The 25354-nt window shown below is 60.1% G+C and carries 20 protein-coding genes; 17 read left to right on the top strand and 3 right to left on the bottom strand.

From position 1 onward, the window contains the following. Positions 1-365: 365 nt before the first annotated feature. Positions 366-2636, bottom strand: coding sequence for an ATP-dependent Clp protease ATP-binding subunit ClpA (clpA, locus tag A7K61_RS12955; RefSeq protein WP_003192090.1), 2271 nt, complete (start codon positions 2634-2636; stop codon positions 366-368). Positions 2637-2665: 29 nt separating this feature from the next. Beyond that, a complete protein-coding gene (clpS, locus tag A7K61_RS12950; protein WP_005789091.1) occupies positions 2666-3034 on the bottom strand; it encodes an ATP-dependent Clp protease adapter ClpS in 369 nt (122 codons plus the stop codon). A gap of 225 nt (positions 3035-3259) precedes the next feature. Between clpS and cspD the strand changes: the two genes are divergently transcribed. Next, the gene (gene cspD, locus A7K61_RS12945; RefSeq protein WP_080751168.1) at positions 3260-3520 is read left to right on the top strand and encodes a cold shock domain-containing protein CspD; all 261 of its coding nucleotides are present in this window, start codon (positions 3260-3262) and stop codon (positions 3518-3520) included. A gap of 75 nt (positions 3521-3595) precedes the next feature. On the opposite strand, the gene icd is transcribed toward cspD, so the two are convergent. After that, positions 3596-4852 (bottom strand): NADP-dependent isocitrate dehydrogenase, encoded by a 1257-nt coding sequence (gene icd / locus A7K61_RS12940; protein ID WP_005789095.1) that lies wholly within the window; start codon positions 4850-4852, stop codon positions 3596-3598. 483 nt (positions 4853-5335) lie between these two features. On the opposite strand from icd, the gene A7K61_RS12935 reads away from it, so the two are divergent. The 16 genes from A7K61_RS12935 to nuoH all read left to right on the top strand — a co-directional run bounded on the left by A7K61_RS12935 (position 5336) and on the right by nuoH (position 25352). Continuing rightward, a complete protein-coding gene (locus A7K61_RS12935; RefSeq protein WP_003192096.1) occupies positions 5336-7561 on the top strand; it encodes an NADP-dependent isocitrate dehydrogenase in 2226 nt (741 codons plus the stop codon). Positions 7562-7851: 290 nt separating this feature from the next. After that, positions 7852-8298, top strand: coding sequence for an NUDIX hydrolase (locus tag A7K61_RS12930; RefSeq protein ID WP_069557707.1), 447 nt, complete (start codon positions 7852-7854; stop codon positions 8296-8298). 59 nt (positions 8299-8357) lie between these two features. After that, the gene (mnmA, locus tag A7K61_RS12925) at positions 8358-9482 is read left to right on the top strand and encodes a tRNA 2-thiouridine(34) synthase MnmA (protein WP_069557706.1); all 1125 of its coding nucleotides are present in this window, start codon (positions 8358-8360) and stop codon (positions 9480-9482) included. Further along, positions 9479-10102 carry a high frequency lysogenization protein HflD gene (hflD, locus tag A7K61_RS12920; RefSeq protein ID WP_003192101.1) on the top strand — a complete coding sequence of 208 codons (624 nt, stop codon included), beginning with the start codon at positions 9479-9481 and terminating at the stop codon, positions 10100-10102. Before mnmA ends, hflD begins: the two co-directional genes overlap by 4 nt. A gap of 125 nt (positions 10103-10227) precedes the next feature. Further along, positions 10228-11598, top strand: coding sequence for an adenylosuccinate lyase (gene purB / locus A7K61_RS12915; protein ID WP_069557705.1), 1371 nt, complete (start codon positions 10228-10230; stop codon positions 11596-11598). 84 nt (positions 11599-11682) lie between these two features. Beyond that, positions 11683-12849: a cupin domain-containing protein gene (locus A7K61_RS12910; RefSeq protein WP_014718907.1), complete on the top strand. Its 1167-nt coding sequence runs from the start codon at positions 11683-11685 to the stop codon at positions 12847-12849. Next, positions 12842-13264, top strand: coding sequence for a GNAT family N-acetyltransferase (locus tag A7K61_RS12905; protein WP_044274599.1), 423 nt, complete (start codon positions 12842-12844; stop codon positions 13262-13264). Before A7K61_RS12910 ends, A7K61_RS12905 begins: the two co-directional genes overlap by 8 nt. Positions 13265-13491: 227 nt before the next feature. Continuing rightward, entirely contained in the window at positions 13492-14229 is a 738-nt protein-coding gene (locus A7K61_RS12900) for a secretin N-terminal domain-containing protein (protein WP_069557704.1), read from the top strand. 494 nt (positions 14230-14723) lie between these two features. Further along, on the top strand, positions 14724-16049 hold the full coding sequence (gene aceA / locus A7K61_RS12895) for an isocitrate lyase (RefSeq protein ID WP_003174717.1): 1326 nt from the start codon (positions 14724-14726) through the stop codon (positions 16047-16049). Between the two features lie 642 nt (positions 16050-16691). Then, entirely contained in the window at positions 16692-17105 is a 414-nt protein-coding gene (locus A7K61_RS12890; protein WP_003192109.1) for an NADH-quinone oxidoreductase subunit A, read from the top strand. A 10-nt stretch (positions 17106-17115) separates the two neighbouring features. Then, entirely contained in the window at positions 17116-17790 is a 675-nt protein-coding gene (locus A7K61_RS12885; protein ID WP_003174719.1) for an NADH-quinone oxidoreductase subunit B family protein, read from the top strand. 71 nt (positions 17791-17861) lie between these two features. Further along, positions 17862-19646 (top strand): NADH-quinone oxidoreductase subunit C/D, encoded by a 1785-nt coding sequence (gene nuoC, locus A7K61_RS12880; RefSeq protein WP_003192111.1) that lies wholly within the window; start codon positions 17862-17864, stop codon positions 19644-19646. A gap of 2 nt (positions 19647-19648) precedes the next feature. Further along, on the top strand, positions 19649-20146 hold the full coding sequence (nuoE, locus tag A7K61_RS12875; protein ID WP_003174721.1) for an NADH-quinone oxidoreductase subunit NuoE: 498 nt from the start codon (positions 19649-19651) through the stop codon (positions 20144-20146). After that, entirely contained in the window at positions 20143-21498 is a 1356-nt protein-coding gene (gene nuoF, locus A7K61_RS12870; RefSeq protein WP_069557703.1) for an NADH-quinone oxidoreductase subunit NuoF, read from the top strand. Before nuoE ends, nuoF begins: the two co-directional genes overlap by 4 nt. 135 nt (positions 21499-21633) lie before the next feature. Continuing rightward, a complete protein-coding gene (nuoG, locus tag A7K61_RS12865) occupies positions 21634-24348 on the top strand; it encodes an NADH-quinone oxidoreductase subunit NuoG (RefSeq protein WP_069557702.1) in 2715 nt (904 codons plus the stop codon). Beyond that, on the top strand, positions 24345-25352 hold the full coding sequence (gene nuoH / locus A7K61_RS12860; RefSeq protein WP_003174724.1) for an NADH-quinone oxidoreductase subunit NuoH: 1008 nt from the start codon (positions 24345-24347) through the stop codon (positions 25350-25352). The genes nuoG and nuoH overlap by 4 nt, the downstream gene beginning before the upstream one ends. Positions 25353-25354: the final 2 nt, after the last annotated feature.

The raw sequence follows: 25354 nt of genomic DNA, 5'->3' as shown, positions 1-25354 counted from the left end.
CAGATCAAGAGCAAGAGCGGCTCGCTTCGCATCGTGGTTACCGTTGACGGTTACAAACCCACAAAGCTGTGTAGATACAGATACTGCGATAGCGGCGGGCCAGCTAAAGCTGTGCTATTGAAGGATTGTCATCGCAGGCAAGCCAGCTCCCACACTGGTTACGTATTGCCCAAAGAATCAGCGCCTGGCACAGGCTCCCTGTGGGAGCGGGCTTGCCCGCGAAAGCGGTGTGTCAGTCACTGCATCGTTAACTGAACCACCGCTATCGCAGGCAAGCCACAGTTGACCGTCATTGTCTCGCAAATCGTATTGCAGGCAGCAAAAAGGCGCCTTTCGGCGCCTTTTTGGTGTGTTGCAGCCTGCTATCAGGCCATTTCCGCCGTAGTCTCGAACTCGAAGGTCAGCTCGCCGTCCTTGAGGTCGATGTGCACCACGCCGCCATGGTCGGAGAGTTCGCCGAACAGGATCTCTTCGGCCAATGGCCGTTTGATCTTGTCCTGGATCAGACGCGCCATTGGGCGTGCACCCATCGCCGCATCGTAGCCGCCCTCTGCGATCCAACTGCGGGCCGCTTCCGTCACATCCAGCTGCACGCGCTTGTCTTCCAACTGCGCTTGAAGCTCGGTGAGGAACTTGTCCACCACGCTTTTGATGACCTCATGGCTGAGGCGACCAAACTGGATAATGGTGTCCAGACGGTTGCGGAACTCCGGCGTGAAGCTCTTCTTGATCACTTCCATGGCATCAGACGAGTGATCCTGATGCGTAAAGCCGATCGAAGCCCGCGCCGCGGTTTCAGCACCGGCGTTGGTGGTCATGATCACGATGACGTTGCGGAAATCCGCCTTGCGCCCGTTGTTGTCGGTCAGGGTGCCGTGGTCCATGACCTGCAATAGCAGGTTGAAGACTTCCGGATGCGCCTTTTCGATTTCATCGAGCAACAATACGCAATGTGGCTGCTTGGTGATCGCCTCGGTCAACAGGCCGCCCTGGTCGAAGCCGACATAGCCCGGAGGCGCGCCGATCAAGCGCGACACAGTGTGGCGCTCCATGTACTCGGACATGTCGAAACGGACCAGCTCGATACCCATGGCCTTGGCCAACTGGCGAGCCGCCTCGGTCTTGCCGACGCCGGTCGGGCCTGCGAACAGGAACGAACCGACTGGCTTGTCCGGCGACTTGAGGCCCGCACGGGACAACTTGATCGCCGTGGACAACGAGTCGATGGCCGCATCCTGACCAAACACGGTGAGCTTGAGGTCGCGCTCCAGGTTACGCAGCAGCTCTTTGTCGGAACTGGTGACGTGTTTTGGCGGAATCCGCGCGATCTTGGCCACGATATCCTCGACCTGAGGCACGTCGATGCGCTTCACGCGCTTCTCGACTGGCTGCAGGCGCTGGTAGGCACCCGCCTCGTCGATCACATCGATGGCTTTGTCTGGCATGTGCCGGTCGTTGATGTAGCGCGACGCCAGCTCAGCCGCCGCACGCAAGGCCTCATCGGTGTACTCGATGCCATGGTGCGCTTCAAAACGCCCCTTGAGCCCGCGCAGGATGCCGATGGTGTCTTCAACCGAGGGCTCGGACACGTCGACTTTCTGGAAGCGACGCGCCAGGGCACGGTCTTTTTCGAAGATGCCGCGAAATTCCTGGAACGTGGTCGAACCAATGCAGCGGATATCACCGGAGGACAGCAGCGGCTTGAGCAGATTGGAAGCGTCCATCACCCCACCGGAAGCCGCACCGGCGCCAATGATAGTGTGGATCTCGTCGATAAACAGGATGGCCTGCGGGCGTTTTTTCAGCTCGCCGAGCAACGCCTTGAAGCGCTTCTCGAAATCGCCCCGGTACTTGGTCCCGGCGAGCAACGCGCCCAGGTCAAGGGAGTAGACGACGCTGCTGGCCAGCAGGTCTGGCACCTGGTTGTCGACAATGCGCTTGGCCAGGCCTTCGGCAATCGCGGTTTTACCCACGCCCGCCTCGCCCACCAGCAAGGGATTGTTCTTGCGACGACGCGCCAGGATCTGCGCTACACGCTCAACCTCATGCTCACGCCCCACCAGCGGATCGATCCGCCCCTGGCGCGCCATTTCATTGAGGTTGCTGGCATAGGCATCCAGCGGGTTGCTGGAAGAAGAAGACTCACCGCCCTCCTCGTCCTGCATGTCCTGCTCACCCTCGGAATGATCGCCGTGCCCAGGCACCTTGGAGATACCGTGGGCGATGTAATTGACCACATCAATACGGGCAACGCTCTGCTGCTTGAGCAGGAACACGGCCTGGCTTTCCTGTTCGCTGAAAATCGCCACCAGCACGTTCGCGCCTGTGACCTCACGCTTACCGGAGCTCTGTACGTGGAACACAGCACGTTGCAATACCCGCTGGAAGCCCAGGGTTGGCTGGGTTTCGCGGTCCTCGTCATGCACGGGGATCAGTGGCGTGGTGGAGTCGATAAACTCCTGCAGGTCATGCTTGAGCTTGTCAAGGTTGGCGCCGCACGCACGTAGAACGGTGGCGGCAGCTTCGTTATCCAAAAGTGCCAGCAAAAGGTGTTCGACGGTCATGAATTCATGACGCTTCGAACGAGCCTCCTTGAAGGCAAGATTGAGGGTGACTTCGAGCTCGCGGTTTAACATAGCTTCACCTCATACCCAAGTGGTCGGCGTTAACCGTCCTTCTCGATTTCACAGAGTAGCGGATGCTGGCTTTCCCTGGCGTACTGGTTGACCTGCATGGCCTTTGTCTCGGCGATGTCGCGGGTAAACACTCCACATACTGCCCGTCCTTCTGTGTGAACGGCCAGCATTACCTTGGTCGCCAACTCGCGGTTCAGGTTGAAAAACACCTCGAGCACTTCGACGACGAAATCCATCGGTGTGTAGTCATCATTAAACAAAACCACCTTGTACATCGGCGGCGCCTGTAAAGCAGGCTTCGCCTCCTGAACAGCAATGCCTGCAGAACCGTCGTCGTCATGTTCCTGATCCGGGCGATCCTGATTGAATGTTAGTCGAATCTGGCTGTTTGCATGCATGGGAAAGAAAGGTTCGTCAGTGGTTCAATTACAGTGGTGGGGGCGACCTGTCAGAATTTCAACTCTGAGCCTTTGGTCACCTTGACTATCGGCGAAACGGTGTTACAACGAATAGAGCCCACAGTGGGTAAAAAAGGTCCGCGCAGTCAACCTTATTTATTCGGGTTAGGACGGATAGACAGGATGATACTCCAGTGATGGAGTCTGGTGCAGAGGGATATGGCGATGCTAAGTGGTAAGGTCAAGTGGTTCAACAATGCCAAGGGTTACGGATTCATTATTGAAGACGGCAAGGATGAAGACCTTTTTGCGCATTTCTCAGCGATCAAGATGGATGGCTACAAAACACTGAAAGCGGGACAGCGTGTCAACTTTGAGATCATTCAAGGGCCAAAAGGCACGCATGCCGTAAATATTGTAGATGCGCCTGCCACTACAGGCGTGAAAGAAACAAAGGTAGAAAAATCAGAGAAGCAACAGGCCTGACCCGCCACTGAAATTAAGCACTCAAAGCAAACCGGCCACCCCGATTCATCAGGGCGGCCGGTTTTTTCTGCCTGTTTACATATGCTTGATCAACGCATCACCAAAGCCCGACGACGACACCAGCGTAGCGCCATCCATCAGACGCTCGAAATCATAGGTCACGGTCTTGGCCGAAATCGCGCCGTTGGTGCCCTTGATGATCAGATCCGCCGCCTCGACCCAGCCCATATGCCGCAGCATCATTTCCGCCGACAGGATCAATGACCCAGGGTTGACCTGATCCTTGCCCGCGTATTTAGGCGCAGTACCGTGGGTAGCTTCGAACATTGCCACGGTGTCCGACAGGTTGGCCCCCGGTGCAATGCCGATGCCGCCCACTTCCGCTGCTAGGGCGTCGGACAGGTAGTCGCCATTGAGGTTGAGCGTGGCGATCACGTCATATTCAGCCGGGCGCAGCAGGATCTGCTGGAGCATGGCGTCGGCAATGGCATCCTTGACCACTACATTCTTGCCGGTCTTGGGGTTCTTGAACTGCATCCACGGCCCGCCGTCGAGCAGGGTCGCGCCGAACTCTTCAGCCGCCACCTCGTAGGCCCACTCCTTGAAGGCCCCTTCAGTGAACTTCATGATGTTGCCTTTGTGCACGATGGTCAGCGAATCGCGGTCGTTGTCCACCACATACTGCAAGGCCTTGCGCGCCAGGCGCTTGGTGCCCTCCTTGGAGACCGGCTTGACGCCAATCCCGCAATCCTGGTCGAAACGGATCTTGGTAACGCCCATTTCTTCCTTGAGGAACTTGATTACCTTGATCGCTTCCGGCGAACCGGCCTTCCACTCGATGCCTGCGTAAATATCCTCGGAGTTCTCACGGAAGATGGTCATGTCCACGTCGCCAGGCTTTTTCACCGGGCTGGGGACGCCTTCGAACCAGCGCACCGGGCGCAGGCACACATACAGGTCGAGCTGCTGGCGCAGGGCCACGTTCAGCGAACGGATACCGCCACCGACTGGCGTTGTCAGCGGACCCTTGATGGACACCACGTAATCCTTGACCGCATCCAGGGTTTCCTGGGGCAGCCAGGTATCCTGGTCGTAGACCTGCGTGGCCTTTTCACCAGCGTACACCTCCATCCAGGAGATTTTGCGCTTGCCGCCGTAAGCCTTTTCAACAGCGGCGTCGACCACCTTGATCATCACCGGGCTGATGTCGACGCCAATACCGTCACCTTCGATGTAGGGGATGATCGGTTGGTCAGGAACATTGAGAGAATGGTCTGCATTGACGGTGATTTTGTCGCCGACTGCCGGAACCTGAATCTTCTTGTATCCCATGCTGAACTCCATCTATGGATTGAACATCTGGCTGCGTTCGAGCCTACTCCAGATAAATGGCGACTGAAACCTCACGCCATGCTCATTTGCATCGAAAACAGCACATTTGGTGGCCTACAAGCCTGAAAGCAAAGGGAAAAGCGCCAATCTTGAGCACATCCCACCACCCTGTGCGCCTGCGACCTTTAGACCAATGGACGAGCCTCCTTTTTCATGAAGGCTCAGCGTAAGCATAGCGACCTATGTATAATGCCGCCGCTGACCAAAGAGTCACGACGGCGGACCGCTCTAGAACGTAGCCTTTCGCCAGAAAGCCGGACTATTACCATAGCCCACCCGCTTGACGCTCGACTGATGCAAACCAACATCACCGCGAAGAAACCTCGACATTTCGCTCATGGATGACTTTGAACGAACGCGCTCTACCCGGCGCATCTCGAGTTTCTGCGCACGCTTTCAGCAAAGAAGAGAGTTAATCCGAATATGCCCACCCGCTCGAAGATCATCTACACCTTCACCGACGAAGCCCCAGCCCTCGCCACCTATTCACTGCTGCCTATCGTAGAGGCCTTCACCGCTTCCGCTGATATTGCCGTGGAAACCCGCGACATTTCCCTCGCCGGGCGCATCCTCGCAAGCTTCCCCGAGCAACTGGGCACCAAGGCCATCCCGGACCACCTCGCCGAACTGGGCGACCTGGCCGTTACGCCTGAAGCCAACATCATCAAGCTTCCCAACATCAGCGCCTCGACCCCGCAGCTGCAAGCCGCGATCAAGGAACTGCAGGCCCAGGGCTACGCCCTGCCGGACTACCCTGAAACCGTAACCACCGACGCGGAAAAAGAAACCCGTGCACGTTACGACAAGGTCAAGGGCAGCGCCGTGAACCCGGTCCTGCGCGAAGGCAACTCCGACCGTCGCGCACCGCTGTCGGTCAAGAACTACGCACGCAAGCACCCGCACAAGATGGGCGCCTGGGCTGCCGACTCCAAGTCGCACATTGCCCACATGAACAACGGCGACTTCTACGGCAGCGAAAAAGCCGTGCAGATCGAAGCCGCTGACGCTGTCAAAATTGCGCTGGTTGCAAAGGACGGCACCACCACCGTCCTGAAGGAAAAGACCAACGTACAAGCCGGCGAAATCATCGACACCGCCGTGCTGAGCAAGAAAGCCCTGCGCAGCTTCATCGCCGCTGAAATCGAAGACGCCAAGAAGCAAGGCGTGCTGCTGTCGGTTCACTTGAAAGCCACCATGATGAAGGTCTCCGACCCGATCATGTTCGGCCAGATCGTTGCCGAGTTCTATAAAGACGCCCTGGCCAAGCACGCCACCGTGCTGGAACAGATCGGCTTCAACCTGAACAACGGCATCGGCGACCTGTACGCCCGCATCAAGGCCCTGCCGGCCGACCAGCAAGCGCAGATCGAAGCCGACATCCAGGCGGTCTACGCCGCTCGCCCTGCCCTGGCGATGGTCAACTCCGACAAAGGCATCACCAACCTGCACGTGCCGAGCGACGTGATCGTCGACGCCTCGATGCCAGCGATGATCCGTGACTCCGGCAAAATGTGGGGCACCGACGGCCAACTGCACGACACCAAGGCTGTGATCCCGGATCGCTGCTACGCCACCATCTACCAGGCGGTCATCGAAGACTGCAAGGCCAATGGCGCCTTCGACCCAACCACCATGGGCAGCGTGCCAAACGTTGGCCTGATGGCCAAGAAAGCCGAAGAGTACGGCTCCCACGACAAGACCTTCCAGATCAAGGCTGACGGCGTTGTCCGCGTCACCGACAGCCAGGGCAACCTGCTGATGGAACAGAACGTCGAAGCTGGCGACATCTTCCGCATGTGCCAGACCAAAGACGCGCCGATCCAGGACTGGGTCAAGCTCGCCGTCAACCGTGCCCGCGCCAGCAACACCCCGGCCATCTTCTGGCTGGACCCTAAGCGCGCCCACGATGGTGTAGTCGTCGAGAAAGTTCAGGCTTACCTCAAAGACCACAACACCGAAGGTCTGGACATCCGCATCATGGCCCCGGTCGATGCGATGAAGTTCACCCTGGAGCGCACCCGCAAGGGCCTGGACACCATCTCGGTGACCGGCAACGTACTGCGCGACTACCTGACCGACCTGTTCCCGATCATGGAACTGGGCACCAGCGCCAAGATGCTGTCGATCGTGCCGCTGATGAACGGTGGCGGCCTGTTCGAAACCGGCGCTGGCGGCTCGGCTCCAAAGCACGTGCAGCAACTGCTGGAAGAAAACTTCCTGCGCTGGGATTCCCTGGGCGAGTTCCTGGCCCTGGCCGCGTCCCTTGAGCATTTGGGTGTGACATACAACAACCCGAAAGCCCTGGTGCTGTCCAAGACCCTGGACCAGGCCACCGGCCAGTTCCTGGACAACAACAAGTCGCCATCGCGCAAAGTCGGCAACATCGACAACCGCGGCAGCCACTTCTACCTGGCGCTGTACTGGGCACAAGCCCTGGCCGCCCAGACCGAAGACACTGCACTGCAAGCGCAATTTGGCGAACTGGCCAAAACCCTGGCCGAGAACGAAGCAACCATCGTTGCCGAGCTCAACGCCGTACAGGGCAAGCCAGTGGACATCGGCGGCTACTACGCGCCGAACCCCGAGCTGACCAGCAAAGCCATGCGCCCAAGCAACACCCTCAACGCGGCAATTGCCAAGTTGAAGTAAGGTTGTAAGGATGCAAAGAAGCCCCGGCCAAGTGCCGGGGTTTCTGTTTGTAGGGACTTCATTGAAGAAACCCAATCAAATGTGGGAGCTGGCTTGCCTGCGATTACAGCCTGTAGGAGCGAGCTTGCTCGCGAAAAACTCAAAGGCGCCGCGTTCATTCAGCAAGCACGCGTTATCGTTGACGTTTTTCGCGAGCAAGCTCGCTCCTACAAAAAAGCCTTAATTGACTGGCATTAAGGCAAGCCAGCTCCCACATTGACCGAGTCACCTTCCCGATACCGAGGCTTGCAATGACCTGGCTCCCCCACATCACCGTCGCCACCATCGTCGAAGACAACGGCAAGTTCCTGATGGTTGAGGAACTCAAGGGCGGCCGCGCCGTGCTCAACCAGCCCGCCGGCCATCTGGACCCGAACGAAACCCTGACCGAAGCCGCCGTGCGCGAAACGCTGGAAGAAACCGGCTGGGACGTGGAAGCCACCGGCATCGTCGGCATCTACCTGTACACCGCACCCAGCAATGGCGTGACCTATCAACGCGTCTGCTTTATCGCCAAATCCCTGAGACACCACCCGGAGTATCAGCTCGACGAAGGCATCCTGCGCGCCCGCTGGTTGACCCGTGACGAGCTGATGGCGGTGCGCGACGACTGGCGCAGCGAGCTGATTATCCGCTGCATCGATGATTACCTGGCCGGCCAGCGCCACAGTCTCGAATTGATCCGCCCTTCTCTTTAGCCTTGCGGGCCCAGGCCTGCTAGAATCGCGTCCTTTTTCAAGACACCCGTTGAAACCCTATGCGTGATACAGCCCCTTCTGACACACAAAAGAAGCGCGTCATCGTCGGCATGTCCGGCGGCGTGGACTCTTCCGTTTCCGCCGTTCTGCTCATGGAGCAGGGTTATGAGGTGGAAGGCCTGTTCATGAAGAACTGGGAAGAAGACGATGGAACCGAATACTGCACCGCCATGGACGACCTCGCGGACGCTCAGGCCGTGTGCGACAAGATCGGTATCAAGCTGCACACCGCCAACTTCGCCGCCGAGTACTGGGACAACGTGTTCGAGCACTTCCTGGCCGAATACAAGGCCGGCCGCACGCCGAACCCGGACATCCTGTGTAACCGCGAAATCAAGTTCAAGGCCTTCCTCGACTACGCCATGATGCTCGGCGCCGACCTGATAGCTACCGGCCACTACGTGCGCCGTCGCGATATCGATGGCCGCACCGAACTACTCAAGGGCCTGGACCCGAACAAAGACCAGAGCTACTTCCTGCACGCCGTGGGCGGCGAACAGATCGCCAAGACTCTATTCCCGGTCGGCGAACTGGAAAAGCCCGAAGTACGCAGGATCGCCGAGAAACACGGCCTGGCCACCGCCAAGAAGAAAGACTCCACCGGGATCTGCTTTATCGGCGAGCGCCGCTTCAGCGACTTCCTCAAGCAGTACCTGCCGGCGCAGCCGGGTGAAATCAAGACCACCGAAGGTGAAGTGATCGGCCGCCACCACGGCCTGATGTACCACACCATCGGCCAGCGCCAGGGCCTGGGCATCGGCGGCTTGAAAGACGCCGGTGAAGAGCCTTGGTACGTGCTGATCAAGGACCTGGAAAACAATGTGCTGGTGGTCGGCCAGGGCAACGAGCATCCGCTACTGTTCTCCGGCGCCCTGCTCGCTTCCGAAATTTATTGGGTCAACCCTATCGACTTGAGCAGCCCGCGCCGCCTGACCGCCAAAGTGCGTTATCGCCAGAGCGACCAGCCCTGCACCCTGGAAAAGACCGCCACCGGCTACCGCGCCACCTTCGATGACCCGCAACGCGCGGTCACCCCTGGCCAGTCCGTGGTGTTCTATGACGGCGAAATTTGCCTGGGCGGCGGCGTGATTGAAGTCGCGCAAGCCTGGAGCCACCCGGCATGAGCCCGACCCAGGAGCAATTGACGGCCCTTGGCGGGGTATTTCTGGCCGCCGTGCTGGTGGACAAGATCGCCAAGACCGGCCAGGTCACGGAAGCCGGCCTGACCTGCATGCTCGGCAGCCTGCTGATCCGCGACCCCAAGGACACCCTTGAGGTTTATGGCGGCGACGACCTGGCCCTGCGCGAAGGCTATCGCGCCCTGATCGGCGCCCTGGAGCGCGACCCTAGCACCTTGCAGCGTGAACCGTTGCGCTACGCCCTGTCGATGCTTGGCCTTGAGCGCCAGTTGGCCAAGCGCGACGACCTGCTGGACACCATCGGCAAGCGCCTGCCGCAGATCCAGTCCCAGGTAGAACACTTCGGCCCAGCCCACGAAAACGTGATCGCAGCCTGTGGTGCGCTGTACCAGGACACCTTGAGCACCCTGCGCCAGCGCATCCAGGTGCACGGCGACATGCGCAACCTGCAGCAACCCAACAACGCGTCAAAAATCCGTGCCCTGCTCCTGGCCGGTATTCGTTCGGCACGCCTATGGCGCCAGCTGGGCGGTCATCGCTGGCAGTTGGTGATCAGCCGGCGCAAATTGCTCAAAGAGCTTTACCCGTTGATGCGCAACGAATAAGTCGCACCAACAGGCTGTTTTCAAGCCATTACGCGTAATACGCCGGTCAGTTGGCGACGGACCGGCGGATTTTTTCATGTATGATACGCGCCCCATTTCGTTGCCCGACTGTCCGAGAACACCCCATGCAGCTCTCTTCGCTCACTGCGGTTTCCCCTGTTGACGGCCGCTACGCCGGCAAAACCCAGGCCCTGCGCCCTATTTTCAGCGAGTACGGCCTGATCCGTGCCCGTGTCTTGGTTGAAGTGCGCTGGCTCCAGCGCCTGGCCAGTCACCGCGCCATCAGCGAAGTGCCGGCGTTTTCCGCCGAGGCCAACGCTGTATTGAACACCCTGGCGGAAAACTTCTCCCTGGAGCACGCCGAGCGTGTGAAAGAGATCGAGCGCACCACCAACCACGATGTAAAAGCCATCGAGTACCTGCTCAAAGAGCAAGCAGCCCAACTGCCGGAACTGGCTCAGGTCAGCGAGTTCATCCACTTTGCCTGCACCAGCGAGGACATCAACAACCTGTCCCACGCCCTGATGCTGCGTGAAGGCCGTGATGACGTGATGCTGCCGCTGATGCGCCAGACCGCCGAAGCCATCCGCGAGCTGGCGATCCGTTTCGCTGCCGTGCCGATGCTGTCGCGCACCCACGGCCAGCCGGCCTCGCCGACGACCCTGGGCAAAGAACTGGCCAACGTGGTGTACCGCCTGGAGCGCCAGATCGCCCAAGTCGCCGCCGTGCCATTGCTGGGCAAGATCAACGGCGCCGTAGGCAACTACAACGCCCACCTGTCGGCCTACCCTGAGATCGACTGGGAAGCCAACGCCCGCGCTTTCATCGAAGACGAGCTGGGCCTGGGCTTCAACCCCTACACCACGCAGATCGAACCGCACGACTACATCGCCGAACTGTTCGACGCGATTGCACGCTTCAACACCATCCTGATCGACTTCGATCGCGATATCTGGGGCTACATCTCCCTGGGCTACTTCAAGCAGCGCACCATTGCCGGCGAAATCGGTTCTTCGACCATGCCGCACAAGGTCAACCCGATCGACTTCGAGAACTCCGAAGGCAACCTGGGTATCGCCAACGCCCTGTTCCAGCACCTGGCCAGCAAGTTGCCAATCTCCCGCTGGCAGCGCGACCTGACCGACTCCACCGTACTGCGCAACCTCGGCGTGGGCTTTGCCCACAGTGTGATCGCGTACGAAGCCAGCCTCAAAGGCATCAGCAAGCTGGAGCTCAACGAGCAGAAGATTGCCGCTGACCTGGACGCGTGCTGGGAAGTACTGGCCGAGCCGATCCAGACCGTGATGCGCCGCTACAACATCGAAAACCCCTACGAGAAGCTGAAAGAATTGACGCGCGGCAAGGGTATCAGCCCTGAGGCGCTGCAAACTTTCATCGACGGCCTGGACATGCCAGCCGCGGCCAAGGCCGAGCTGAAACTGCTCACCCCGGCCACCTACATCGGCAACGCTGTAGAGCAAGCCAAGCGCATCTGATCCAAGCAAGCTCCTTTGAGACGCCCGGCCGCGCCGGGCGTTTTTATTCCTGTCTTAAAAGTGCTTTTTTTCAATAGGTTACACATGAATCCTGATATCCCTCTTCAACTTCTGGGCGGCATCACGGCACGGGAATTCCTGCGCGACTACTGGCAGAAAAAACCGCTGCTGATCCGCCAGGCCATCCCTGACTTCGAAAGCCCGATCGACGCCGACGAACTGGCAGGCCTGGCCCTGGAAGAAGAAGTCGAGTCGCGCCTGGTGATCGAACACGGCGAGCGCCCGTGGGAACTGCGCCGCGGCCCGTTCGCCGAAGACGCTTTCAGCACCCTGCCCGAGCGCGAGTGGACCCTGCTGGTGCAGGCGGTCGACCAGTTCGTGCCGGAAGTGGCTGAGCTGCTGGAGCACTTCCGCTTCCTACCGAGCTGGCGCATCGATGATGTGATGATCAGCTTCGCCGCACCGGGTGGCAGCGTCGGTCCGCATTTCGATAACTACGATGTGTTCCTGCTGCAAGCCCAAGGCAAGCGCAACTGGAAGATCGGCCAGATGTGCAATTCCGAAAGCCCATTGCTGCAACACGCAGACCTGCGCATCCTCGCCGAATTCGAAGAAAGCGCCGAATGGGTGCTGGAACCGGGCGACATGCTCTACCTGCCGCCGCGCCTGGCGCATTTCGGTATTGCTGAAGACGACTGCATGACCTATTCCGTAGGTTTCCGTGCACCGAGCGCCGCTGAAGTGCTGACCCACTTCACCGACTTCCTCAGCCAGTACCTGACCGACGAAGAGCGCTACACCGACGCCGACGCCCAGCCAGTCAGCGACCCGCACCAGATCCAGGGCGACGCACTGGACCGCCTCAAGGGCCTGCTCGCCGAGCACATGAGCGATGAGCGCATGCTGCTGACCTGGTTCGGCCAGTTCATGACCGAACCACGCTACCCGGAACTGGTAGCCGGCGAAGAGTTGGGCGAAGAAGACTTCATCAACAGCCTGCAAGACGGCGCGATCCTGGTGCGCAACCCGAGCGCGCGCCTGGCCTGGTCCGAAGTGGACGACGACGTACTGCTGTTCGCCAGCGGCCAGAGCCGTTACCTGCCGGGCAAACTGCGTGAATTGTTGAAGCTGGTGTGCTCGGCCGATGCACTGCACAGCGAAAACCTGGGCGAGTGGCTGGCCGACGAAGACGGTCGCGACCTGCTGTGCGAACTGGTCAAGCAAGGCAGCCTGGGGTTCGCGGATGAATAAAATTCACGTAAGTGTCGCGGACTGGCGAAAGGATATCGACGAGATTCGGCGCATTCGTGAAGCGGTATTTATCGCCGAACAATCGGTCCCGCCTGAACTGGAGTGGGACGCGGACGATGCCGATGCGGTGCATTTTCTGGCATTCGAAGGCGATTTCCCGATTGGCACTGCTCGACTGCTGCCCAGCGGCGAGATTGGCCGTGTATCGGTGCTCAAGGACTGGCGCGGGCTGAAAGTCGGCGACAAGCTGATGGAAACGGTGATTGGTGTGGCCGAGCAACGTGGCCAGACCCGGCAGTTCCTGAGTGCGCAGGTGTATGCGGCGCCGTTCTATGAGCGGCTGGGTTTCAAGATTGTCAGCGATGAGTTTCTTGAAGTCGGGATTCCGCATGTGGATATGGTGCGCGGGGGCTGATTCGAGACCCAGTCGCGCCCTTCGCGAGCAAGCCCGCTCCCACATTCAACCGCATTCCAAAGGATGTACTCGGTCAAATGTGGGAGCGGGCTTGCTCGCGAAGACTATCTCAGCAACACCCTAAATGCCCTGCCTGCCAGGGCATTTTGCCGTCTACGATTCAACTTGCACCCTGCCAGGCCGACAAACTGGCACTATCAAGCAAATGACTCGCAGAGATAACGGACATGTCCCTACGCACCCTGCTCACCGCCCTCCTGATGACCGTCAGCGCTTGCGCCATGGCCGCCACCGAAGTCGTCAACCTGAACAACCGTACCAGTGCCGACCTGTTGCCGGTCGCGCAAAACTTCATCGGCAAGGACGGCACCGTCAGCGCCTACGGCAACCAGCTTATCGTTAACGCCGAGCCCGCCAAGATCGAGGGCTTGCGCGCACTGCTCGGCCAATTGGACACCCCGGCCAAACGCTTGCTGATCACCGTCGACACCAACGAGAACAACCAGCAGAACAGCGGCGACGGCCAGACCCGCATCATCAGCTACGGCACTGCCAGCCGCGACGGTGGCGTGCAGCAGATTCAGGCCAGCGAAGGCGTGCCCGCGCTCATACAGGTCGGCCAGAGCGTGCCGCTGACCACCACGCAGCAGGACAGCTATGGCCGCCTGCAAAACCAGACCCAGTATCGCAACGTCACCCAAGGCTTTTACGTGACCGCCAGCGTCACTGGCGAAACCGTGCACCTGGCCATCAGTACCAACCGTGACCGGATGAGCCAGGAACGTCCCGATGTAGTGAACGCGCAAAGCACCGACACAACGGTCAGCGGCCGCCTGGGCGAGTGGATCCCCCTGGCCGGCATCAATCGTGAAACACAGGCGGACAAATCCTCTACAACCCGCAGCTACTCTACTCAGGGCCGCGACGACCTGACTTTACGGGTCAAGGTCGACACCCTGAACTGAAGCACCGAAAACTGACTGGCAAGTCGCATTAGACTAAAGATGTAGTGCTTGAAAAAAAGCACTACAAAACATTTGACGAGCCAAAAAAGCATGGGCATGATGGCCTCGCTCCCGCTAATCAGAGGCCCTGGCAAGGGCCTTCGGATCGTCGCTCTAAGCTACCCACCTGAGCCGATTCGTGTCTGTACCGCCCACAAGGTGTGTTTGACGTTGGTTGCGACTGGAACGAAGTTGTCCCGAGGGACGGAAGCTAACCAGGTAACCCGGCTACACACTGATGGATCGTACAAAGGCCCACGACGCCCGAAGACCGTTCGCAGTTTGCCCTTACCTGCTCAACTCCCCCTTTGAGCCCCATCGTTCATCCCGTCGCCTCCCTCCGTCAGATTTGACTTGAACACCAAAGCTTCTGGTCAGCGAGCAACCCTACCCAGGCAACGAATGCCGGGCTGGCAAACGGATACTTCAAACAAGACGCGACGAGGTTTTTCCCCATGGCACTGACACGCGAACAGCAAATTGCAGCCCTTGAAAAAGACTGGGCTGAAAACCCACGCTGGAAAGGCGTAACCCGCGCTTATTCCGCTGCTGACGTCGTCCGCCTGCGTGGCTCGGTTCAACCTGAGCACACCTTTGCAAAACTCGGCGCCGAGAAGCTGTGGAACCTGGTCACCCAAGGTGCCAAGCCGTCCTTCCGTCCCGACAAAGATTTCGTCAACTGCATGGGCGCCCTCACTGGCGGCCAGGCAGTCCAGCAGGTAAAAGCCGGTATCCAGGCGATCTACCTGTCCGGCTGGCAAGTGGCAGCGGACAACAACTCCGCTGAATCCATGTACCCCGACCAATCGCTGTACCCGGTGGACTCGGTGCCAACCGTGGTCAAGCGCATCAACAATTCGTTCCGTCGTGCCGACCAGATCCAATGGAAAGCCGGCAAGAACCCGGGCGATGAAGGCTACATCGACTACTTCGCGCCAATCGTGGCCGACGCCGAAGCCGGTTTCGGCGGCGTACTCAACGCCTACGAACTGATGAAGAGCATGATCGAGGCAGGCGCTGCCGGCGTGCACTTCGAAGACCAGTTGGCTTCGGTGAAAAAATGCGGCCACATGGGCGGCAAGGTACTGGTACCGACCCAGGAAGCCGTACAGAAGCTGACCGCTGCTCGCCTGGCTGCTGACGTGGCCGGTACGCCGACCATCATCCTGGCGCGTACCGACGCTAACGCAGCAGACCTGCTGACCTCGGACTGCGACCCGTACGACCAGCCGTTCGTCACCGGCGAACGCACCCAGGAAGGCTTCTATAAAGTGCGCGCCGGTCTCGACCAGGCCATCGCCCGCGGCCTGGCCTACGCCCCGTACGCCGACCTGATCTGGTGCGAAACCGCCAAGCCGGACCTGGACGAAGCACGCCGCTTTGCCGAAGCGATCAAGAAGGAATACCCGGACCAACTGCTGTCCTACAACTGCTCGCCTTCCTTCAACTGGAAGAAGAACCTGGATGACGCGACCATCGCCAAGTTCCAGCGCGAACTGTCGGCCATGGGCTACAAGCACCAGTTCATTACCCTGGCGGGTATCCACAACATGTGGCACAGCATGTTCAACCTGGCGCACGACTACGCCCGCAACGACATGACGGCCTACGTGAAGCTGCAGGAGCAGGAATTCGCTGACGCCGCCAAAGGCTACACCTTTGTGGCGCACCAGCAGGAAGTGGGCACCGGCTACTTCGACGACATGACCACCGTGATCCAGGGCGGCACCTCGTCCGTGACTGCGCTGACCGGTTCGACCGAAGAAGAACAGTTCCACTAAGTACCGCGTACACGGCCACTGCGGCCCCACGGAAGACCTAACCGCAGTGCCGCGCAACAATCACGCCCCGACTGGTTCGGGGCGTTTTTTTGCCTGGGAATCACCGAAAATCAATGGTGGGAGCTGGCTTGCCTGCGATGGCGGTGGGTCAGAGGCAGGTGTTTCAGCTGATCCGCCGCCATCGCAGGCAAGCCAGCTCCCACATTGACCGCACCCTATCCATAGTTTTTTGCTAAAAACATTGATCCAGAGCGGTATCCGCACAAGCCCAATCGGGTAAAAGAGCCGTTGCGACAACTAAGCGACACTCAAGCAAGTAACGCTAACTTCCCGCGCCACATGAGAAACACTCGCTTAAACCCCGCGCAAACAATATTCATTATCATTTGGCACCTGAAAACTTCGTTACAGCTTAAACAAAACATAATTGATGAAAAGCCCGCTAATGCCCACACCACAAGGGCTACAGCCCCAAGAAGGTGCACTATGTGCTTATTCCACCGAATAATTTCGCCCTGGGAATTTTACTTGCCCGGTGTTTAGCCATAAAATCACCGCGATTGATTGCAGTGCGACATATCGTCACTGCATCGTTACTTTTTCGAGCTCAGAGACCTTTGCTCTCTGTTAAGGATTTCCAGCATGACCGACGCGACAGGACTCATGGCCCACAACTGGGGCTTTGCCATTTTCCTTCTCGGTGTTGTAGGCCTTTGCGCCTTCATGCTCGGCGTGTCCAGCCTCCTCGGGTCAAAAGCCTGGGGCCGCAGCAAAAACGAACCGTTCGAATCCGGCATGCTGCCTACAGGTGGCGCCCGCTTGCGGCTCTCAGCCAAATTCTATCTGGTCGCGATGTTGTTCGTGATCTTCGATATCGAAGCCCTCTTTCTCTTTGCATGGTCTGTGTCCGTCCGCGAAAGCGGCTGGACCGGATTCGTCGAAGCTCTCGTTTTCATAGCAATTCTGTTGGCAGGTCTTGTCTACCTGTTCCGAGTGGGCGCCCTTGACTGGGCTCCGGAAGCTCGTCGCAAGCGGCAGGCGAAGCTGAAACAATGAGGCTTTGGCAATGCAATACAATCTCACCAGGATCGACCCGGATGCTCCTAACGAGCAGTACCCCATCGGCGAACGGGAAACCGTTTCCGACCCGTTAGAAGACCAAGTCCACAAAAACATCTACATGGGCAAGCTGGAAGACGTGCTGAGTGGCGCGGTCAACTGGGGGCGTAAAAACTCCCTGTGGCCGTACAACTTCGGCCTTTCGTGCTGCTACGTGGAAATGACCACCGCCTTCACGGCGCCCCACGACATCGCGCGCTTTGGCGCCGAAGTGATCCGGGCCTCGCCGCGCCAGGCGGATTTCATGGTTATCGCCGGTACCTGCTTCATCAAGATGGCGCCGATCATCCAGCGTCTCTATGAGCAAATGCTCGAACCAAAATGGGTTATCTCCATGGGTTCGTGCGCCAACTCCGGTGGCATGTACGACATCTACTCGGTCGTTCAAGGGGTGGACAAGTTCCTGCCCGTGGACGTCTACGTGCCTGGCTGCCCGCCCCGTCCCGAAGCGTTCCTGCAAGGCTTGATGCTGTTGCAGGAATCGATTGGCAAGGAGCGTCGCCCACTGTCCTGGGTGGTCGGTGATCAAGGCGTTTATCGCGCCGAGATGCCGTCTCAAAAGGAACAGCGCCGCGAACAGCGAATCGCAGTCACCAACCTGCGCAGCCCCGACGAAGTCTGATCCAGCCCGCTTCTTTTATAGAACGAAAACCTGGCTTCATTCTTTACGTTGACCGAAAGCGATAAAAAACCATGACTACAGGCAGTGCTCTGTACATCCCGCCTTATAAGGCAGACGACCAGGATGTGGTTGTCGAACTCAATAACCGTTTTGGCCCTGACGCCTTCACCGCCCAGGCCACACGCACCGGTATGCCGGTGCTGTGGGTGGCGCGTGCCAGGCTCGTCGAAGTCCTGACCTTCCTGCGCAACCTGCCCAAGCCGTACGTCATGCTCTATGACCTGCATGGCGTGGACGAGCGTCTGCGCACCAAGCGCCAGGGGCTGCCGAGCGGCGCCGATTTCACCGTGTTCTACCACCTGATGTCGCTGGAACGTAACAGCGACGTGATGATCAAGGTTGCCCTGAGCGAGAGCGACCTGAGCATCCCGACCGTGACCGGTATCTGGCCGAACGCCAGCTGGTACGAGCGTGAAGTCTGGGACATGTTCGGTATCGACTTCCCCGGCCACCCGCACCTGACGCGCATCATGATGCCGCCGACCTGGGAAGGTCACCCGCTGCGCAAGGACTTCCCTGCCCGCGCCACCGAATTCGACCCGTTCAGCCTCAACCTGGCCAAGCAGCAACTGGAAGAAGAAGCCGCGCGCTTCCGCCCCGAAGACTGGGGCATGAAGCGCTCCGGCACCAACGAGGACTACATGTTCCTCAACCTGGGCCCGAACCACCCTTCGGCCCACGGTGCCTTCCGGATCATCCTGCAACTGGACGGCGAAGAAATCGTCGACTGCGTCCCGGACATCGGCTACCACCACCGTGGCGCCGAGAAGATGGCCGAGCGTCAGTCCTGGCACAGCTTCATCCCGTACACCGACCGTATCGACTACCTCGGCGGCGTGATGAACAACCTGCCGTACGTGCTCTCGGTCGAGAAGCTCGCCGGCATCAAGGTACCGGACCGCGTCGACACCATCCGCATCATGATGGCCGAGTTCTTCCGGATCACCAGCCACCTGCTGTTCCTGGGCACCTATATCCAGGACGTCGGCGCCATGACCCCGGTGTTCTTCACCTTCACCGACCGTCAGCGTGCCTACAAGGTTATCGAAGCCATCACCGGTTTCCGCCTGCACCCGGCCTGGTACCGCATCGGTGGCGTAGCCCACGACCTGCCGAACGGCTGGGAGCGCCTGGTCAAGGAATTCATCGACTGGATGCCCAAGCGTCTGGACGAATACCAGAAAGCCGCCCTGGACAACAGCATCCTCAAAGGCCGCACCATCGGCGTCGCGCAGTACAACACCAAAGAGGCCCTGGAATGGGGCGTCACCGGTGCCGGCCTGCGCTCCACCGGTTGCGACTTCGACCTGCGTAAAGCGCGCCCGTACTCCGGCTACGAGAACTTCGAGTTCGAAGTACCGCTGGCGGCCAATGGCGATGCCTACGACCGTTGCATCGTGCGCGTCGAAGAAATGCGCCAGAGCCTGAAGATCATCGAGCAGTGCATGCGCAACATGCCGGCCGGCCCGTACAAGGCGGATCACCCGCTGACCACGCCGCCGCCAAAAGAACGCACGCTGCAGCACATCGAAACCCTGATCACGCACTTCCTGCAGGTTTCGTGGGGCCCGGTCATGCCGGCCAACGAATCCTTCCAGATGATCGAAGCGACCAAGGGTATCAACAGTTATTACCTGACGAGCGATGGCGGCACCATGAGCTACCGCACCCGGATTCGTACCCCAAGCTTTGCCCACTTGCAGCAGATCCCTTCGGTGATCAAAGGCGAGATGGTCGCGGACTTGATTGCGTACCTGGGTAGTATCGATTTCGTTATGGCCGACGTGGACCGCTAAGCATGAACAGCACGCTTATCCAGACAGACCGTTTCACCTTGAGTGAAACCGAGCGCTCGGCCATCGAGCACGAGCTGCATCACTACGAAGACCCGCGCGCGGCGTCTATCGAAGCCCTGAAGATCGTCCAGAAGGAACGTGGCTGGGTGCCCGACGGCGCCCTCTACGCCATCGGCGAAATCCTCGGCATCCCCGCCAGCGACGTTGAAGGAGTGGCCACGTTCTACAGCCAGATCTTCCGTCAGCCGGTGGGCCGCCACATCATTCGTGTGTGCGACAGCATGGTCTGCTACATCGGCGGCCATGAGTCCGTGGTCAGCGAGATCCAGAACAAGCTGGGCATCGGCCTCGGCCAGACCACCCCGGACGGCCGCTTCACGCTGCTGCCGGTATGCTGCCTGGGCAACTGCGACAAGGCGCCGGCGTTGATGATCGACGACGACACATTCGGTGACGTACAGCCCGCTGGCGTCACCCAATTGCTCGAGGGCTACCCATGACCCTGACTTCCTTCGGCCCGGCCAACCTGATCAAGCGTTCGGCCGAGACCCACCCCCTCACCTGGCGCCTGCGCGACGACGGCGAGCCGGTATGGCTCGACGAGTACCAGGCCAAGAACGGTTACGCGGCGGCGCGCAAAGCCTTCGCCGACATGGCCCAGGACGATATCGCCCAGACCGTGAAGGACGCCGGCCTCAAGGGCCGCGGCGGTGCGGGCTTCCCCACCGGCGTGAAGTGGGGCCTGATGCCCAAAGACGAATCCATCAACATCCGTTACCTGCTGTGCAACGCGGATGAAATGGAGCCCAACACCTGGAAAGACCGCATGCTGATGGAGCAACTGCCCCATCTGCTGATCGAAGGCATGCTGATCAGTGCCCGTGCGCTCAAGACCTACCGTGGCTACATCTTCCTGCGTGGCGAGTACACCACCGCCGCCAAGCACCTGAACCGTGCCGTGGAAGAAGCCAAGGCCGCAGGCTTGCTGGGCAAGAACATCCTCGGTTCCGGTTTCGACTTCGAACTGTTCGTGCACACCGGCGCGGGGCGTTATATCTGCGGTGAAGAAACCGCACTGATCAACTCCCTCGAAGGCCGCCGCGCCAACCCGCGCTCCAAGCCGCCCTTCCCTGCCGCCGTGGGCGTGTGGGGCAAGCCGACCTGCGTGAACAACGTCGAGACCCTGTGCAACGTGCCGGCGATCATCGCCGACGGCGTGGACTGGTACAAATCCTTGGCGCGCGAAGGCAGCGAAGACATGGGCACCAAGCTCATGGGCTTCTCCGGCAAGGTCAAGAACCCTGGCCTGTGGGAGCTGCCGTTCGGCGTGACCGCGCGCGAGCTGTTCGAGGACTACGCCGGCGGCATGCGCGACGGCTACACCTTGAAAGCCTGGCAGCCAGGCGGCGCCGGTACCGGCTTCCTGCTCCCTGAGCACCTCGATGCACAGATGTATGCCGGCGGCATTGGCAAGGTGGGTACCCGGATGGGTACTGGCCTGGCGATGGCAGTCGACAACACGGTGAACATGGTCTCGTTGCTGCGCAACATGGAGCAGTTCTTTGCCCGTGAATCGTGCGGTTTCTGCACCCCATGCCGCGACGGTCTGCCGTGGAGCGTCAAGCTGCTGATGGCCCTGGAAAATGGCGAAGGCCGCGAGGGTGACATCGAAACCCTGCTCGGCCTGGTCGGCTTCCTCGGCCCAGGCAAGACTTTCTGTGCTCACGCACCGGGCGCCGTGGAGCCATTGGGCAGCGCAATCAAATACTTCCGCTCGGAGTTCGAAGCCGGCATCGCGCCCACCAGCGCCGCCGTCCCGCCTCTGGCGAAGCCGATCGTAGTCGGCGCGTAACGCTTAAACAGGCGAAGGGTCCGTGCCCTTCGCCTGCTCATGTGCTGACGCCTTCAAGGCTGTGTAGATGCACATGAATAACAAGATTCCATTAGCCACGCCCGCTGACAACGGGCCAACGAAGAACTTTGAACCATGGCCACTATCCACGTAGACGGCAAAGCGCTCGAAGTCGATGGGGCGGACAACCTGTTACAGGCGTGTCTGTCACTCGGCCTCGACATCCCGTATTTCTGCTGGCACCCCGCACTTGGTAGCGTCGGTGCCTGTCGCCAGTGTGCGGTCAAGCAATACACCGACGAGAACGACACCCGTGGTCGTATCGTCATGTCCTGCATGACCCCAGCCACCGACAACACCTGGATCTCCATCGACGATGAAGAATCCAAGGCGTTCCGCGCCAGCGTTGTCGAGTGGCTGATGACCAACCACCCCCACGACTGCCCGGTCTGTGAGGAAGGCGGTCACTGCCACCTGCAAGACATGACGGTGATGACCGGCCACAACGAGCGCCGTTATCGCTTCACCAAGCGTACCCACCAGAACCAGGACCTCGGCCCGTTCATTTCCCACGAAATGAACCGCTGCATCGCCTGCTACCGCTGCGTGCGCTTTTATAAAGACTACGCCGGCGGCACCGACCTGGGCGTGTTCGGCGCCCACGACAACGTGTACTTCGGTCGCGTTGAAGACGGCGTGCTCGAGAGCGAGTTCTCCGGCAACCTCACCGAGGTCTGCCCCACCGGTGTGTTCACCGACAAGACCCACTCCGAGCGCTACAACCGTAAGTGGGACATGCAATTCGCGCCGAGCATCTGCCATGGCTGCTCCAGCGGTTGCAACATCTCCCCTGGCGAGCGCTACGGTGAACTGCGTCGTATCGAAAACCGCTTCAACGGTTCGGTCAACCAGTACTTCCTGTGCGACCGTGGCCGTTTCGGCTATGGCTACGTCAACCGCGAAGACCGCCCACGCCAGCCCCTGCTGGCCGATGGCGCCAAGCTGAGCCTGGACGCCGCGCTGGATAAAGCCGCCGACCTGCTGCGCGGCCGCACTATCGTGGGTATCGGTTCGCCGCGTGCCAGCCTCGAAAGCAACTTCGCCTTGCGCGAGCTGGTGGGTGCCGAGCACTTCTACTGCGGTATCGAAGCCGGCGAGCTGGAGCGCATCCGCCTGGTCCTGCAAGTACTGAACGACAGCCCGCTGCCCGTGCCGAACATGCGCGACATCGAAGACCACGATGCGATCTTCGTGCTCGGTGAAGACCTGACCCAGACCGCCGCGCGTATCGCGCTGTCCCTGCGTCAATCGGTCAAAGGCAAGGCCGAAGAAATGGCCGACGCCATGCGCGTACAGCCGTGGCTCGACGCGGCCGTGAAAAACATCGGCCAGCACGCGCTGAACCCGCTGTTTATCGCTTCTCTGGCTGAAACCAAGCTCGACGACATCGCCGAAGAATGCGTGCACGCTGCGCCGGACGACCTGGCCCGCCTCGGTTTCGCCGTGGCCCATGCCCTCGACGCCAGCGCGCCTGCGGTTGAAGGCCTGGACGCTGAAGCCGTCGAACTGGCCCAGCGCATTGCCGACGCCCTGCTGGCGGCCAAGCGTCCGTTGATCATTGCCGGTACCTCGTTGGGTTCCAAGGCGCTGATCGAAGCCGCTGCCAACATCGCCAAGGCCCTGAAGCTGCGCGACAAAAACGGTTCCATCAGCCTGGTAGTGCCGGAAGCCAACAGTCTGGGCCTGGCCATGCTCGGTGGCGAGTCCGTGGACGCTGCGCTGCAAGCGGTGATCGACGGCAACGCCGACGCCATCGTGGTACTGGAAAACGACCTGTACACCCGCACCGCTGCGGCCAAGGTTGACGCTGCGCTCAACGCCGCCAAGGTGCTGATCGTCGCCGACCACCAGAAGACCGCCACCAGCGACCGCGCCGACCTGGTACTGCCAGCCGCCACCTTCGCCGAAGGCGACGGTACTCTGGTCAGCCAGGAAGGCCGCGCCCAGCGCTTCTTCCAGGTGTTCGATCCGAAGTACATGGACGCCAGCATCCTGGTGCACGAAGGCTGGCGCTGGCTGCATGCCCTGCGCGCCACCCTGCTGAATCAGCCGATCGACTGGACCCAGCTCGACCACGTCACCGCTGCCACCGCCGCCAGCGCGCCGCAGCTTGCCCGCATTGTCGATGCCGCGCCGTCCGCCGCGTTCCGCATCAAGGGCCTGAAACTGGCGCGTGAGCCGCTGCGCTACTCCGGTCGTACCGCCATGCGCGCCGACATCAGCGTGCACGAACCGCGTACCCCGCAGGACAACGACACCGCGTTCGCCTTCTCCATGGAAGGTTACTCGGGTTCGGCCGAACCGCGTCAGCAGGTGCCGTTTGCCTGGTCGCCGGGCTGGAACTCGCCGCAGGCCTGGAACAAGTTCCAGGACGAAGTCGGTGGTCATATCCGCGCTGGCGACCCGGGCACCCGCCTGATCGAAACCAGTGGTGACTCGCTGAACTGGTTCGCTGCGGTACCGCGTCCGTTCAACCCAGCGCCGGGCACCTGGCAGGTCGTGCCGTTCTTCCACCTGTTCGGCAGCGAAGAAACTTCTTCCAAAGCCGCGCAGGTGCAAGAGCGCATTCCTGCCGCCTACGTGTCCGTGGCCAAGTCCGAAGCCGACCGCCTGGGCGTCAACGACGGTGCCCTGCTCAGCCTGAACGTGGCCGGCCAGACCCTGCGTCTGCCGCTGCGTATCAATGACGAGCTGGGTGCCGGCCTGGTTGCACTGCCTAAAGGCATCGCCGGTATTCCGCCTGCCATTTTCGGCAAAACCGTTGACGGTCTGCAGGAGGCAGCGCAATGACTTGGTTCACGCCGGAAGTAATTGACGTGATCATCTCGGTGGTCAAGGCCATCGTGATCCTGTTGGCCGTGGTCGTCGCGGGCGCCCTGCTCAGCTTCGTCGAACGTCGCCTGCTGGGCTGGTGGCAGGACCGTTACGGTCCGAACCGCGTTGGCCCGTTCGGTATGTTCCAGATCGCTGCCGACATGCTGAAAATGTTCTTCAAGGAAGACTGGACTCCGCCGTTTGCCGACAAGGTGATCTTCACCTTGGCACCGGTGGTGGCCATGAGCGCCTTGCTGATTGCGTTCGCGATCATCCCGATCACCCCGACCTGGGGCGTGGCGGACCTGAACATCGGCTTGCTGTTCTTCTTCGCCATGGCCGGTTTGTCGGTATACGCAGTGCTGTTCGCCGGTTGGTCGAGCAACAACAAGTTCGCCCTGCTGGGCAGCTTGCGTGCCTCGGCGCAAACCGTATCCTATGAAGTGTTCATGGGGTTGGCACTGATGGGCATCGTGGTGCAGGTTGGCTCGTTCAACATGCGCGACATCGTCGAGTACCAGGCACAGAACCTGTGGTTCATCATTCCGCAGTTCTTCGGCTTCTGCACCTTCTTCATCGCTGGCGTGGCCGTGACTCACCGTCACCCCTTCGACCAGCCGGAAGCGGAACAGGAACTGGCCGACGGTTACCACATTGAATATGCCGGCATGAAGTGGGGCATGTTCTTCGTCGGTGAGTACATCGGCATCATCTTGATCTCGGCCCTGCTGGTCACGCTGTTCTTCGGCGGCTGGCACGGTCCGTTTGGCATCCTGCCGCAGTTGGCCTTCTTCTGGTTCTTCCTGAAGACCGCGTTCTTCATCATGCTGTTCATCCTGCTGCGCGCCTCGATTCCGCGCCCGCGTTATGACCAGGTGATGGATTTCAGCTGGAGATTCTGCCTGCCGCTGACCCTGATCAATTTGCTGGTGACGGCTGCCGTCGTGTTGTTGAACACGCCCGCTGCCGCGGTTCAGTGAGG

Origin of the sequence: Pseudomonas sp. AP42, from assembly GCF_001728935.1 — a bacterium.
Classification (GTDB): Bacteria; Pseudomonadota; Gammaproteobacteria; order Pseudomonadales; family Pseudomonadaceae; genus Aquipseudomonas; species Aquipseudomonas lactis.
Note: the sequence above shows the minus strand (reverse complement) of the source record. Positions and strands in the feature narration are given on the sequence as shown.